11 protein-coding genes are annotated in these 14042 nt (G+C 49.8%); 8 read left to right on the top strand and 3 right to left on the bottom strand.

The genetic code is table 11. From position 1 onward, the window contains the following. Window positions 1-15 precede the first annotated feature (15 nt). From AEP_RS08505 to AEP_RS08485, 5 genes are all read left to right on the top strand, one after another. A complete protein-coding gene (locus tag AEP_RS08505; protein WP_087494977.1) occupies window positions 16-546 on the top strand; it encodes a GNAT family N-acetyltransferase in 531 nt (176 codons plus the stop codon). Then, the gene (locus tag AEP_RS08500; protein ID WP_087494976.1) at window positions 536-2716 is read left to right on the top strand and encodes a peptidase domain-containing ABC transporter; all 2181 of its coding nucleotides are present in this window, start codon (window positions 536-538) and stop codon (window positions 2714-2716) included. The genes AEP_RS08505 and AEP_RS08500 overlap by 11 nt, the downstream gene beginning before the upstream one ends. Next, on the top strand, window positions 2713-4113 hold the full coding sequence (locus tag AEP_RS08495; RefSeq protein ID WP_087494975.1) for an HlyD family type I secretion periplasmic adaptor subunit: 1401 nt from the start codon (window positions 2713-2715) through the stop codon (window positions 4111-4113). Before AEP_RS08500 ends, AEP_RS08495 begins: the two co-directional genes overlap by 4 nt. 146 nt (window positions 4114-4259) lie before the next feature. Further along, window positions 4260-4670, top strand: a complete 411-nt coding sequence (locus tag AEP_RS08490; RefSeq protein WP_157673107.1) for a hypothetical protein — start codon at window positions 4260-4262, stop codon at window positions 4668-4670. 48 nt (window positions 4671-4718) lie between these two features. Continuing rightward, on the top strand, window positions 4719-6545 hold the full coding sequence (locus AEP_RS08485; RefSeq protein WP_157673106.1) for an alpha/beta hydrolase family protein: 1827 nt from the start codon (window positions 4719-4721) through the stop codon (window positions 6543-6545). A 385-nt stretch (window positions 6546-6930) separates the two neighbouring features. On the opposite strand, the gene AEP_RS08480 is transcribed toward AEP_RS08485, so the two are convergent. Further along, window positions 6931-7947 carry an agmatine deiminase family protein gene (locus AEP_RS08480; RefSeq protein WP_232459964.1) on the bottom strand — a complete coding sequence of 339 codons (1017 nt, stop codon included), beginning with the start codon at window positions 7945-7947 and terminating at the stop codon, window positions 6931-6933. Between the two features lie 122 nt (window positions 7948-8069). Next, window positions 8070-8369, bottom strand: a complete 300-nt coding sequence (locus AEP_RS08475; protein ID WP_087494971.1) for a hypothetical protein — start codon at window positions 8367-8369, stop codon at window positions 8070-8072. Window positions 8370-9562: 1193 nt separating this feature from the next. Here AEP_RS08475 and AEP_RS08470 point away from each other — a divergent pair. From AEP_RS08470 to AEP_RS08460, 3 genes are all read left to right on the top strand, one after another. After that, window positions 9563-10015 carry a hypothetical protein gene (locus tag AEP_RS08470; protein ID WP_087494970.1) on the top strand — a complete coding sequence of 151 codons (453 nt, stop codon included), beginning with the start codon at window positions 9563-9565 and terminating at the stop codon, window positions 10013-10015. A 434-nt stretch (window positions 10016-10449) separates the two neighbouring features. After that, complete coding sequence (locus tag AEP_RS08465; protein WP_087494969.1) at window positions 10450-11637, top strand: aminotransferase class V-fold PLP-dependent enzyme; 1188 nt, start codon at window positions 10450-10452, stop codon at window positions 11635-11637. 924 nt (window positions 11638-12561) lie between these two features. Next, complete coding sequence (locus tag AEP_RS08460) at window positions 12562-13356, top strand: Crp/Fnr family transcriptional regulator (protein ID WP_087494968.1); 795 nt, start codon at window positions 12562-12564, stop codon at window positions 13354-13356. 222 nt (window positions 13357-13578) lie between these two features. Here the strand turns inward: AEP_RS08460 and AEP_RS20680 are convergent, their stop codons facing one another. Further along, complete coding sequence (locus tag AEP_RS20680) at window positions 13579-13833, bottom strand: hypothetical protein (RefSeq protein WP_157673105.1); 255 nt, start codon at window positions 13831-13833, stop codon at window positions 13579-13581. Window positions 13834-14042: the final 209 nt, after the last annotated feature.

Below are 14042 nucleotides of genomic sequence, written 5' to 3'. Positions count from 1 at the left end.
TATCCCATTTGAATTATGCAAATCAGATTTGCCACTGAGGCAGACAAAGACGCCCTTATTACTCTTGCTCTGGAAAACCAGTCCGAAATAGCCCACGGCAACATCGACGTCAACCCGCAAAGGGTGGAAGAAGCACTGCGTGGAATGTTCACGCTGAATCAGGGTACCCATGTGCTGTTTGTCGCTGAGACCGCTGGCGGCGAGTTGGCGGGAGGTCTACTGGGTTGCGTACAACGCTACTACTACAGCCATGAACTTCAGGCCCAACTTATTCAATGGTTCCTGCGCGGACGTTATCGGGGGACATCTATCGCACCGCGTCTTGTCAAAGCATTTGTGGAATGGGCCAAGTCTCGCGGTGCGAGCGAGGTGTTTATGGGGATTACATCCGGCATCGCCGTGGAGCAGACAGACCAGATGATGCGGCGCATGGGCTTTACCCATTTAGGCGGCAATTACGCCGTCAACCTCAAGGCACAGCGCCAACGTGCCACTACCGCTTCTGGCCAGGACGCCTTGAAAAAGGATATGCCGGATGAGCACTGAACGCAAAGTGCATTCCCCCGCGCGTACCGGCTTGGATTGTGTGCGCATGATAGGCATGTATTTCGAGAAACCGATGGACAGCGAGTGGCTGTGGCGCGAGTTTGCGCAAGAGTCGATTGGTTTTGACCGTATATCGGTGTCTCGTGCACTCAAGCATTTGGGATTCAGCGTCACGCTAAAAAAGGTGAACGCAGCCACCCTGACTCAAGCAGTGTTTCCCGCGATGCTGGAATTCAAGGACGGCACCTTCGGTCTGCTTGGCAAGCTCAATGGACAAACGCTTCAACTACAGGTGCCTGGAGAGGCTAGTTCCAGATTGGTGGATATCCGGGATTTCCAGGACGTATTGGCTCCGCAATGGTTGTCCATCAAGAAACTCGACGTCCGGCTGAGTGGCGAAAAATTCGGAATCAGTTGGTTGTTTCAGTCCTTGCTCCGCTATCGGGGGCTATTGGGCGAGACCTTGATGGCCAGCTTTTGCCTGCAGATCTTTGCGCTGATCTCACCACTGGCATTTCAAGTGGTCATCGATAAAGTCTTGGTGCACAAGGGCTTATCCACTCTAGACGTCATCGTTCTAGGCCTGGCGGTGGCCAGTGTGTTTGAAATCCTTCTCACCGGCCTGAGGACCTACGTTTTGACACACACAACCAATCGGGTAGATGCCGAATTGGGTTCCAGGATTTACCGGCATTTGCTATCGCTGCCCATGACGTACTTTGCCACTCGAAAAGTGGGAGAAATCGTCGCGCGCGTGCGGGAAATGGAGGCCGTGCGTGCTTTCTTCACCGGATCCGGCCTCAGTAGCGGTATCGACCTGTTCTTCACGGTCTTCTTTCTGGCGGTAATGGCGTATTACAGCTGGGACTTGACCCTGGTGGTTGTTATCAGTCTGCCCTTGTTTTTGGCGCTAGCCATGACACTGATACCGTTGCTGAACAGGTATGTGGAAGACCGTTTTGTCAAAGCTGCAGAGAACCAGTCGTTTTTGGTCGAGTCGATTGCCGGGATGGAAACCGTAAAGTCCATGACTGCAGAGACCCGTTTTCAGCGGCAATGGGAAGAGAAGCTGGCTCAGTACGTTCGCGCCAGCTTTAAGACCGGACATCTATCCAACCTGACCCAGCAAGGCGTTCAGCTCATCAGCAAGGCCCTCAATCTGATTCTCCTATGGATGGGTGCCAAGCTCGTGCTGGAGGGAAAACTCTCGGTGGGTCAGCTCATTGCATTCAATATGTTGTCCGCCCGAGTGAACGCACCGATCCTGCGCTTGGCAACGCTGTGGCAAGAGATTCAGCAAATGCGGGTTTCGCTGCGGCGACTCGGTGACATCTTGGATAGCCCGGTGGAAGCTCCGCCAAATGCCTCACTGTCACTTGAGCGCTTGCAAGGGGATGTGCAGTTTGATGGTGTCGGCTTCAAGTATCAAAGCGATGGTCGGGACATTCTCAAAGATGTTCACCTGCACATCAAGCCCGGTGAGCTGGTTGGCATAGTCGGATCCTCCGGTTCCGGCAAAAGCACCTTGGCTAAATTGTTGATGAAGCTCTATGTGCCTAGCCGGGGGCGTGTTCTATTGGATGGCGCGGATATAGGCGGCATCAACCCTCTATTGATCCGCAGACAGCTCGCTGTAGTGACCCAGGACGTGGTGCTGTTCTCCAAATCGGTACGGGACAACATCGCCATGGGACAGCTAGATGTTTCCTTGGAAGCGATTATTGAGGCGGCCCGAATGGCCGGCGCCGACGAGTTCATCCGAAAACTACCCCATGGATATGACACGGTCTTGGAGGAACGCGGTAGCAATTTGTCCGGTGGTCAGCGGCAACGGATTGCGATAGCCCGTGCGCTGATCATGCAGCCCCGTATTTTGATACTCGACGAGGCGACCAGCATGCTCGATGCCGATACCGAGATGCGGTTCTGGGCCCATATCCGGGCTATTGCCGAAAAACGAACGGTGATTTCCATTACTCACCGGCTGGCCACTGTGCTGGATATGGACCGTATCGTAGTGATGGAAGACGGCTCAGTCGTCGAAGAAGGCATTCCCTCGGAACTCCTTCGGTGCAACGGTCGCTTTGCAGAGCTTTACCGCTTGCAGCTTGGCGTCAAGTCAGAGGGGCACACGCCACCTCAGTTGAATACACAGGGAGCTCTGGCATGAATGAGACTCCCAAGAGCGGGCTCCGCGAGCGATGGCATTCGCTGAAAGCGTGGTTTCGGCGCTATCCCTTGGAAGTTTTGGAAGGTGGAGACGTGCATACGTTTTCTCCGGCCATGCTGGAACTACAAGTGTCTCCACCCGCACCATTGGCGCGCAGCATTGCATGGACCATCGTTGTTGCCTTGCTGTGTTCAGTGCTTTGGAGCATCTGGGCAGAGTTCGATATCACGGTGTCTGCTATCGGTAGCGCAGTACCTTCGGACAAAACCAAGACCATTCAGGCACTCGAGGTCGGCAGGATTGTGGCTATCCATGTCAAGGAAGGACAAGCCGTTACACGTGACCAGGTCTTGATGTCGTTGGATGCGACCTTGGCCGCTGCAGATCGCCAAAAAACGGGGCAGGACACCTTGGACGCCCAGTTGGATGTTGCGCGACTCAAAGCCCAACTGGCGGGTAAAACCGAGTTACTGGATCCGCCGAAGTCAGCCTCGGCGTGGATGTTGCAGCGCCAGACGCATTTGCTGACCAGCCGTGTCGCGGAGCAATCGCAAAAGCTTGCGGTAATGCAGCAAGAGATTGCTCGCAAATCTGCGGATTTCGCCACCACACAAGCCACTATCAAAAAGCTGGAGGACGCTATTCCCATGCTGCTGCAGCGTTTAGATATGCGGGAGAAACTGTTCAAGGAAGGGTATTTCTCCGAAATGTCCGTGATTGAGGGGCGATTGGAAGTCTCCACCCAACGCAATGAACTTGCAGTACTTTATGAAAGACTCAAAGAGTCTGCATCTGCTCTCCATGCGGCACAACTCGCCCGCAAGCAAAGTCAGGCGGAATACATCTCCAAGGTCTCGGCCGAGCTGTCGGATGCCCAAAGACGCCTTCAAGTAGGTGAGCAAGAGTTTGTGAAGGCATCTTACCGAGAGTCATATCAGGAACTCCGGTCTCCCATCGATGGAACCGTCCAACAGTTGGCTCTCAATACAGTGGGCGGGGTCGTGAATGCTACTCAGAATCTGATGACTCTCGTACCTGTCGAAGGCGGTGTGGAAGTGCAGGCCAATGTTCTGAACAAGGACGTTGGATTTTTGCGGGTAGGTATGCCAGTCACAGTCAAGCTTGATGCATTCGAGTTCACCAAGTACGGAGTCCTCGAAGGCAAGGTGGTGTGGATCGCCGAAGACGCTGTGAAGAACGAGCAACTGGGACAGGTTTTTCCGGTCAAGATTTCTTTGAACAGCACCCGTCTTCCGATGACGGTGAACGGACAGCACCCCGAAATTCGAATCGGCATGTCCGTAGTTGCCGATATCGGCATCGGGACCCGCAAGGCCTATGAGTATTTCTTGGGCCCCCTACTGCGCTACAAAAACGAAAGCCTGAGGGAGCGGTGATGTTCAGAGGCAGACAAGAACTCGGCGACGTGACCTCAGGGCAAGAATCCCTGGATTCGCCGAAGCACACTTTCAGCCACAAGCGGAACGAGCGGACAGGAAAGTACTTACCAGCACCACTTGAGGTTCGCCTGCAGCGGTCCATCATGACCGTTTCTTTGAATCCCAAAGGATTGAAAGCGTTCACCATATCGGGCCCCGCCTTTGTGGCAATCGGCATCGTTCGTTGGGAACTGGAGTTCGGACTCTTAACGATCGATCCAAACGGAGACTACGTGCGGGTCAATGGCTCTTACAAAGAGCTGCTGGACCCCGTAGACGTGAGAGCCGCGATTTTCCGAGCCAGCCAAAACTGGAATGCACCTTCAGATAGTGAATTTCATTTGAACGCAACTCTGCCAGTTTCCGATGAGGTCAGTCTGAGCAAGCTAGCGCTTCCAGACCCAGTGATGCGAAAGAGCTTCACTGGGTCCTCGAATCTTGTGATCAATTTGCCCTTCACACCACTCAAAAAGCATCCACTGAAACCATCTTTTGTAGGTTCTTGCGAACCCTGATAACGACTTTCACCCACACCTTTAGTTCAATCACAACGACTGACCAACATGCGACTCTTCAAGCTAAACGCACAATCAATTGCTCTATCGACTTTCACTGCAGCTTTGCTCACTGCTTGTGGCGGAGGAGGTGGGGGTGGCTCCACCCCAGGCTCTTTGTCAGGCACGGTGATCGACGGCTACATTGAAGGCGCCAAAGTCTGTTTGGACGTCAATTCCAACGGAGCTTGCGATACGGGTGAGCCCTCAACCACGACGGACAGTGGAGGCAGATACAAACTGGATACGGGAAGTATCGACACCAGCGGGCTGATTGTCATCGCGGAGATTCCTGAAACAGCCAAAGATTCAGATGACGGTGGTTTGACCTTGCTTGCAGCCGGAAAGTCTGCCTACACCATGGCGACATCGGCGGCTGTGCCGTCCGTCGTGACCCCCATCACCACCATGATTGTGGGCAAGGTCAAAACAGACAATGTTTCCTCCGCCGTTGCCAAAACACGCGTGCTGGAAGAATTGGGTCTGCCACCTGACACCAATCCCCATGATGACCATGTCGCCTCGGGTAACAGTGTCGTCCACGGAGCCGCACGGCAACTCGCAGCACAACTCCAACAGGCGCAAAAAGATCTGCAAATTGGCACAACCGCACAGCAACGTCTGACAAAACTCCAAGAATCCATCAAGGTGGCACAAGACGGAGCCGGATCAATCGGCTCGGAGGCCTCGGGCACCAATCCTTTGAACTTGCCAACCACACTCTCAAATGTGGCTACAGGAAGGTTGTTTGCTTACAAAATGCCAAGCGCATTGGGTAAACAGATTAATGCGACAGCCATGCTGTTTACACCGAAGACTACGATGCCCCAGGGTGGTTGGCCATTAGTGGTCTTCGGCCATGGAACTGTAGGTGTTGGACAAAACTGTGCGCCCAGTGTGACCATGAAGGCAACCGGCGCATGGGGGTATGCGGACCTCGTATCGTTGCTCGTTTCAAGGGGTGTCGTGGTCGTTGCCCCTGACTATGAAGGGCTCGGGAGTTCCGACATGGGGGTAGCAGCAGGTCACCCATATCTTGACCTTGGCAGTGCAGGGCGTTCTATGGCACTAGCGGCTGTAGGCGCCAAAAAGCTACTGACCACACAGCTCTCTGGCGCGTGGGCGACTTTGGGACACTCCCAGGGCGGGCATGCTGCCTTGGCAGGTGCCCAGTTCGCTGGACTGGCCAGGAAACAAGAGTCAAGCTTGAGCTACAAAGGTGCCATCGCCATTGCCCCAGCATCCAATTTGAAGGTGTCGCTGAATACCATGTGGGCTGGAATTCAAATCAGCTCGGCCAATCCTGCGAATTACCTTACAGGTTACGACGCGGTGGGAATCAGCAATCTCTACGCTGCGTACATGGTCAAGGGAACCGAAAGCACGCCAACACCGGTATCCAAGAATAGCGTGTTCGGCTCAAGAATGCTGGCCGTCTATAACGACAAAGTCGCGACGCAGTGTCTGACTGATTTCACCACATCCATCACCAATGATGTCACTCAATACGCGGCAACTAGCGGTGCAACACCAGCTGGATATCCCGGTGTCATCAATTCTGGGATCAATACACCGCCCGTCATTCGGGTAATGAATATGAATGAGCCGGGCCAAGTGAAGTTGCCCGGTAACACTCTGATTGTTCAAGGATCAGCCGACACCACGGTGCTGCCTTCCAGTACTCAAACCCTGCTGACCACTATGCGTTCGAAGGGGTCGCAGGTGTCATTGAGCTACCACGAGAGCAACTCTGCCACCCATGGTGGCGTACTCAGTATCCCCTCAGCTCAGACCGCGGTCATCAACCATCTTACGAATTTGTTCACAGGCAACTAGTTGAACTGCCAGACAGTACATCCAGCAAAAGTAGCTGGTTGTACTGGACTTGCTCTTAAGCCGCCCCATTGACCCAGCGTAAATCTAGACTGGAGTAACTGATGAATCGCTTAGTGCTCATCTACTAGCTTGCAATTGCCTTAAGGAAATTGACAAGATAGACATCGAACTTTCGGTTTGTCTGATCCTTGAAGAAGTGGCCTATGCACTATTGAGGTGCCGCAGAATTGAAATTCGTAACTTCGGAGTCCTAGAGGAGCGCAATCACCCAAGTACGTTACACCTTCATCCTCGGCATAATGTCAACGTCGCTCGTTACTCCCGCACCACACTAAGGACTCCATGGTTGGCACTGGTAGGTATTGGTTCAGACTATGGGCGATTACTACAGGTAACCTCTATAAACACTGGGTTCTTGCTGGGTTGCGCAATGCACACTTCCACCACCAGCGGCAATAGCATCCATGCGCAACTGCTCTACCACCCGCGTAGGAAATACCTGCTGCAATAATGTTTTGGATGCACGGTCCGCCTTGTCATCCCCAAATTTTTGCGAAATCACCGCCCCATTACACAGATAAAAACCAATATAGCCAGCTGCAAACGTAGCGGGATTGTATTTATTACTAAAGGTATCCGGTGCCTGGAGCGTCAATACCTCAAGTTTATGGCCGTGTGCGTCTTTGGACTTACGCAAGATTTGCAAATGTTCCTTGGTTACTGCATGGTCATATGACTGTGGATCAGGATCAAACCCTGCCAAGACCACGCCAGAGCCGGCAAAACGGGCATAGAAATCGGTATGCCCGTCAGTGATGTCATGGCCTTTGATGCCGGGCAACCAAATAATGTGCGACAACCCCAGTACACGCTTGAGTTCGCGCTCAATAGTCAGTTTGCTAACACGAGGGTTGCGATTGTCATTGAATACACAGCTTTCGGTCACGATCGCCGTCCCTCGTCCGTCCACTTCAATGCAGCCACCTTCCATGACTAGTGCAGTATCCACTAATGGCACGCCTGCTTTAACTGTGACTAGGCTTGCTACTTTGGCATCGTTGGTATGTGTCTGCTTGTTGCCCCAACCGTTGAAGTTGAAACTTACTCCCGCTCGTTCCCCCAATTTGGCCCTATTCACTACAAAGCAAGGGCCGGTATCGCGTATCCACAAATCATCCACCGCTGCATCCACCAGAGTGATGTTGGCACCTTTAACAAATCGCTTGGCAGTGGTGAGGTCTTCGCTGCGCACGAGCATTGACACGGGTTCATATTTGGAAATGGTGCGTGCCAATATGGCCAAGTCGTGTTGTACATCTGGCAGTAAATCCTTTCCCCATACACCAGCACTCGCACCAAAAGACATCCAAGTGCGGAGGTGGGGCTTACCTTCGTCAGGCATGTGCCACTTGGATGGGCTATTGCATAGGGCGGGTGCGTTCAGAGCGATCAGACTTGCACTCGAAAAGACCCCTGCGGTTTTCAACACAACACGGCGCGTGCTCATACTTGCTTTTAGAACAGTTAAATAAATGTTGACACCAACAAACTAGAAAATGCGATGACTATCCCGCCCATGTAAAGGCGCAGAGTTAATTGGTAGTAGGGCATCACATCCTCTGGCGGAACCGGTGACAGCATGCGGTACATCGCAATCAAAAGCATCACAACACCCATAAGAGATCCGGTAAACACCAATTTGTCAGCCAAAGTTGTCAGCTTGAAGGCCGGTTCCGTGACCCACTGACCCAAAAAACCAACCAAAAAGCCCAACATGACACCAATTGATGTGACCATGGGTTGCCGATAGTCCTTGATTTCCATTACCTGATCCATTTCCAAAAAATGATTAATGAGATTAATCGACAAACGAGGGGGAGAGAGCTGCTGACCGATAGTTACAGCTTTCGCTGCATCTTTGAGCTACACATCGGCTAAAAGCTGACGCATAGTTGTCACCGATTTTCGTTGTGATGTTGGGTTTTTTCTCTTGATACGGTGACCAATTTATGATTAATCCGATGGCGTTTTCAATGGAATACGCGACCGCGAAAGTCAAGAAAAACCAATTGGAAGTAAACACATTTCTTACCAGAAGAAATCAAAGTGTCAGGTTTCCAGGTAGTTGTTCAGGCCTAAGAAAAAGTGGAGATATCAGGAAGATATAAATCACTGCGCTGCCGAGATAGTGACAAATCGGGAAGCCGAAAAGTCCTCCGCTTACGGATGGAAACGTGTGGCATTGGCATCGGTAGGCGGTTTCGCCTTGAGGCCGCAATTAACCGAGTTCTTATTGGGTGCGGGTCTTGGCACTTGCAGATTGCGGCCCAAACTGCGCGTTGAACCAACTGTTCGACATACCATCCGTTTACACGAACAAATGTTCCATCAGGTGCTATGGCTAGTAAGCCCAAATTCATGCCGCGCCGAATGGTTCCAATGACTTTATATCCTTGCGGGTGCATGATAATACTTCGCAGACTTAACGGCCGCAGAGAAACCACAAGCGGGTTTTTGCCCTGTCGTTTGCGTAGCGCAATGGGTTTAATGTCGTCCACTTGCATTCTCCATGAAGGTTGACAAGTTAAACGCTCATTCGCAAATCAATCATCAGATTTGTTTATTGGGATACAAACTTCTTATCTGGATAGACCGAATGTTTTACAGGCATTCCTCAGAATCCAGCCATTCAACAAATCAAAGCAGCCCATTGCTTTTTTGGGAGAGTATCTGACTTACAGCAATCTTCCATTGCTTTAGAGCAATCTGATCGATCACGTTTAACTGATCGCATTCTCCAATGGTGCGTGAGAACATTCTTGCCACTTGACTTTCTAATCATAAATTCTGATTCTCGCCACTGGGTAGCAATCTTCTTGTTGCTCGGATTGGATATCTGGGTACAATTAAGAATAAAAAAGCGTTTTCAATTCCATCCGACAGCAAGACAGTTGCTATTTGGCGTAGGTTCGCATGATTGGTCGTAGGGATCTGACGTGAAGAAGTCAAGATTTACCATGAACGAATTTTCGTCACTGGTGGGTAGTATCCGAGCCGTGTTGACGTTGCCAGAGGGCTATGTGACGTTTGTACACAGCGTACGTTTGCGCATGGAGGTACTCAGCTGGGCCTTGTTTGGTCGACTCCTACACCAAAGAATGATTTGGTCGCAAGACAAGCATCTCGCTCAGATGGTGAAATCTGGAACTTCCGAGGTTTTCGCAATTGTAGTGGTCATGCGAAACTCCTTGAAGCACTACTACACGTGCATTGAGCATGCTCACGATGCGTTGACAAGCCCGAAAGTGTACGCAGCTCACATTAATCTTCAGGAACTTTGCCAGCGGCTGGAAACTGCCAGCAAACGCGGGCCTATGTCTCTTCACGACAGAGAGAAATCAGTAGAAGTCCTGAGGATGTACGTCGCGCTCGAAGAATGGGTGTTGTTAAAGACAAGTAAAAAGCTTTAGCTGCTTAAAGTGAAAGTGATGCATCTTCATGGATCTGTTTTTTGAAAGGGCTTGATGTCCCCATATACCGGCGCTGCCATCGGTAGCCAAGGCGCACATGCATATTCCGGCTTAACTGATCACCCATTCCGGAAATCGTTGATCAATCTGCCGGTGTTCATCCCTTTGCCCTCAGATCAAGTCAGAGCGCCCTTACCTGAGGCTAGACAGGTACCGACCCAAAGTGGAAAGCAGAAAGCTAAAGATGGATAGTTTAATTCAGGCGCTCGAAAGCAGACGTACTTGAGTAAGTGAAACCGGAGCAATATGGCTATCATGAAGTCATTTATCGCGAATCAGACTCATTGCCGGACATATGAAATCGACCCCCCCCTACATGGTCAATTTGGGTGATGGGTTCAAATTACCAGATAATCCTGGATTAGCCTGTCTTTTTGGCTTTACTTGCTGATATTCTGTTTTCTCACCTGCTACTCCCGTTCGTGATGCATTACTTTAATCATGCTGCCTGCGGACCTCTTGCCGATGCTGCGCTCCAAGCAATGTATATCTATGCCCAACGCGAGCAAAAAATAGGTGGGTACGGTGCAGCAAAAGAAGCTCAGGCCGATATAGAGAGACTTTACCGAAGCATCGCGGCAACGATTCACGCTTTGCCGCAGGACATTGCGCTAACGCAGGGAAATAGTGACGGATGGAGCCGTATTGTGAGCGCTATGGACTGGAGTGACGGCGGACGCATTTTGGCTCATCGCACTGAATGGGGAGGTAACCTTGGAGTCCTGATGCAGCTGTCGGCCCAGTATGGGGTGCAAGTTGAAGAGATCCCTAGCGACTCTGATGGAGCAATGAGCCTGGACGCGCTTGAAATGCAATTGCGCACTCCTGCTAGCCTTGTGGTTCTAACGTGGATGCCCGCAAATGGCCCGCTGGTTCAGCCGGCAGAAGCAGTGGGAGATCTTTGTGCACAGTTTGGCGTTCCGCTGTTGGTGGACGCAGCGCAAGCTGTCGGTCAGTGGCCCGTGGACGTTGGACGGTTGCAATGCTCTGCATTGACGGCACCTGGACGCAAATGGCTTTGTGGACCGCGTGGCACAGGCTTTGTCTATATTCACCCTAGTTTTCTATGCAGGTTGCGGCCACTGAGTGCAGATCACTTTTCGCGGCCATGGCAATACGGAACAACTTGGGCATATCGAGGGGATGCTCGGCGGCTGGAACATTCGGAAGCTTCCATAGCTTTACGGCTTGGCTTGGGTGCTGCGATCAGTGCCTGGAGCAATTTAGGCGTAGAACATATACATTCCGAAATCCAGAAGCGGGCAGATTGGCTAAGAACTGAGCTGGAGGCACTGCCAAGCATTCGTGTCCAACGGACCGGACGACATGCATCCTCAGGTATAGTTACCTTCGAATGTGCCAGTCATTCCGCAGCTCAACTTCACCGAAGACTAAATGAGCTAGGTGTGGAGGCCGCCATCAGTCCCATCGCGTTTACTCCCTGGGACATGCAAGCTAGGGGTTTGGGTGAACTCTTAAGACTTTCACCTGGTCATGATACGTCTTACAGAAGCCTTCAATACTGCCTCGATGCATTGAAAGAGCTTGTTTCGCAGACTTGATGCAATCGCGGCTCCAAACCCAAGTCCAGTTCACTTGAAGTAATCTGGTTGGCTATACAAATCAACATGGATAACGAGTGGCAGCTCGCAGTCAGACGCTACTCAAATCCGGGGGGGACGTCGAAAGTATCGCGAACCTGATGGAGTGTGCTTGAAGAAATGTTTCTAAAAAAACAGTGCTGTGCGCTCCTACGCATACAGCCGCAGAATCATCGTTGCCAATACTCACGCCTGCAAGCGCTTGAAAGAAATGCTAACTTGTCGAGTAAGTTCTTCTGAACGAAACTGCAAAAACCATACATAAGTGCGCTTAAGCAGCAATCACACTCGTGGCAATCTGTAGCGAAAGAGTTAGTTGTAGTAGACCTAAGTTGCAGCGTCTTGGAGAAAAAATCAGCGTAATAACGGCTTGAATCGTTGGTAGCCGCGTCTTTATGACTCTCTGCTAACTTTGGTTGTTATCAGTTTTAGCTAGCGTAGCCGACCACTCATCGAGCTGTACTGTCTACCGAGCTTGTTCCATGAGGAACGGACAGTTTGTCGTAGGAAAGACCGTTGTAAACGTACCTTTTTAATCCTTGTCCATCTGGTTTTTCGCAGTCTGGCATTTTATTCCTTTTTGCGTCACAGGTATCTGACACATTTGAGGAGATGCGCAGATCATCTAAAGTTAAATGCAGTGCCCAAGTAGTACAAAAGAAATCGGCGATTGACAATCGGTTCTGCAATTGCTTTTGCGAGCTTGTCCTTGTTAAATAAATTAATTTGGTTAAATTGATTGAATAATATCAATATATTCTCTGTATTTTTATAGACACTAAATTTAAGATTTTATGTTCGAAATGTTCCCTTGGGAACATTTCGCTGTAAACATGCAATCCTACTTTTATAAGATCATGGACCTTCATAAACTAGGATTTCACTATGGGTAATTTAAGTCAATATGGCGGTGGATATGCGTATCAAAAATTGCGCTCTTTAGGTTGCTCGGAATCCACAGCTAGAATTTATGCTGCGAAGACATCCATCAAATCATTTGGGGCGGGCGAATTAGTTTGGACCAAAGGACAGAACATTACGCATTGGTGCACCATTATCAATGGCCTAGTGTCTTGCTCTTTGGTGACTCCTAATAAAGAAGATGTACATGTAGCTTTGTTTGGAGAGAATTCATGGTTTGGTGAACACTCCATTCTTTCCCAAAAACCCAGCTTTGCTAATTACAGTTGCTTGGTACCGGTAGATATCCTTCAGATTGCATCGTCATCGGTTCACGAACTCCTCGAAACCGAAATTGCATTTGCTTCCAAATTAGCAAAAATTTCCGCCTGGCGAGTCCAGAGAACATCTGAAATGCTAATGTTAATGCGTCTAGGCAACCCTGCTTTGCGATCAGTCATTGGAATTAGTCAGTTTGCCGAAACGTTGGCGTATAACGCCGACAGGCCTCCCACAATTGGGTTTGGTTCAGAGATAACAATCCCTATTAACCAAACTGTGTTAGCTTCGCTTTGTGGTGTCTCTCGAAGTAGATTGTCAGCGGTTATTCACGCCCTCGAGAAACATGGTTGGTTAAGACTTGAGTACGGCAGGATTGAAGTACTTAATTTGCCTGCGTGGCATGCTTTTGCCTCGACGAGGAGAAACATGAACGATACAAAATATGATCCAACTATTGAAGATCTAATCGAATCTCTATATCACAGTGCCCCACACTGATTTTTCAAATCGAAGATAAAAATCGCAAACAGATAGTTTATTGAATTATAAAGACTTGATTTTTAAATCGAATTGCAGTCTGAGAATTAAATGTTCAACTTTGAGCATTAGAACTTTATCAATTTCATCTTTAACCTCAAACGAATACTCGTCTCGCAGATAAAGCGAATCTCTAATTTGAAGCATTGTTGCAAGAATTTCACTTTTTGTCATACAAGCCCTTCATGTACCAGCTTCTTCTTTGTATCTAAAATCGTCGGCAACTAAACTAATAGGTGCATCACTTTGAATTCGTATACCAGAAATGCGTATAAGTCGTAGCAAATCGATAGTTGACTTATAGACATAGGGTTCACCATCCACTACAGCAGCTAAAAATTCCTCACCTTTGATTACCAACAATATAGGACATCTAAACCTGTCAACAGAAAGTAGCCCGTCACTTTGAATTGGAAGTACACCGTCACCACATTCCATACTTAATCTCCGTTGGACTTAATCACAAGTTCGATATTTTCCGAACTTTGCTTAATGTATGCGATTGTTTTTTAGTCATTTGGAGCTTCTGTGAACTTCTCTTCACTTCAAGCTCGACTAAATACGACTTGGAGAAAAGGGCGCACCAAAGCTTGAAACTTTCTTCATCTTTATCATTGGTGTTTTCCCTAAAAGTAGTTTTTACTGAC

This window comes from Curvibacter sp. AEP1-3 (assembly GCF_002163715.1).
In the GTDB taxonomy this organism is placed as follows: Bacteria; Pseudomonadota; Gammaproteobacteria; order Burkholderiales; family Burkholderiaceae_C; genus Allorhodoferax.
This window is presented reverse-complemented; position numbering and strand designations above follow the sequence as displayed.

What these genes read in the sequence shown, in the direction of transcription:
- AEP_RS08500 (WP_087494976.1), top strand. Translation starts at nt 536, where the DNA reads ATGAGCACTGAACGCAAAGTGCATTCCCCCGCGCGTACCGGCTTGGAT.
- AEP_RS08505 (WP_087494977.1), top strand. Translation starts at nt 16, where the DNA reads ATGCAAATCAGATTTGCCACTGAGGCAGACAAAGACGCCCTTATTACT.
- AEP_RS08470 (WP_087494970.1), top strand. Translation starts at nt 9,563, where the DNA reads ATGAACGAATTTTCGTCACTGGTGGGTAGTATCCGAGCCGTGTTGACG.
- AEP_RS08490 (WP_157673107.1), top strand. Translation starts at nt 4,260, where the DNA reads ATGACCGTTTCTTTGAATCCCAAAGGATTGAAAGCGTTCACCATATCG.
- AEP_RS20680 (WP_157673105.1), bottom strand. Translation starts at nt 13,833, where the DNA reads ATGGAATGTGGTGACGGTGTACTTCCAATTCAAAGTGACGGGCTACTT.
- AEP_RS08475 (WP_087494971.1), bottom strand. Translation starts at nt 8,369, where the DNA reads ATGGAAATCAAGGACTATCGGCAACCCATGGTCACATCAATTGGTGTC.
- AEP_RS08480 (WP_232459964.1), bottom strand. Translation starts at nt 7,947, where the DNA reads ATGCCTGACGAAGGTAAGCCCCACCTCCGCACTTGGATGTCTTTTGGT.
- AEP_RS08485 (WP_157673106.1), top strand. Translation starts at nt 4,719, where the DNA reads ATGCGACTCTTCAAGCTAAACGCACAATCAATTGCTCTATCGACTTTC.
- AEP_RS08495 (WP_087494975.1), top strand. Translation starts at nt 2,713, where the DNA reads ATGAATGAGACTCCCAAGAGCGGGCTCCGCGAGCGATGGCATTCGCTG.
- AEP_RS08460 (WP_087494968.1), top strand. Translation starts at nt 12,562, where the DNA reads ATGGGTAATTTAAGTCAATATGGCGGTGGATATGCGTATCAAAAATTG.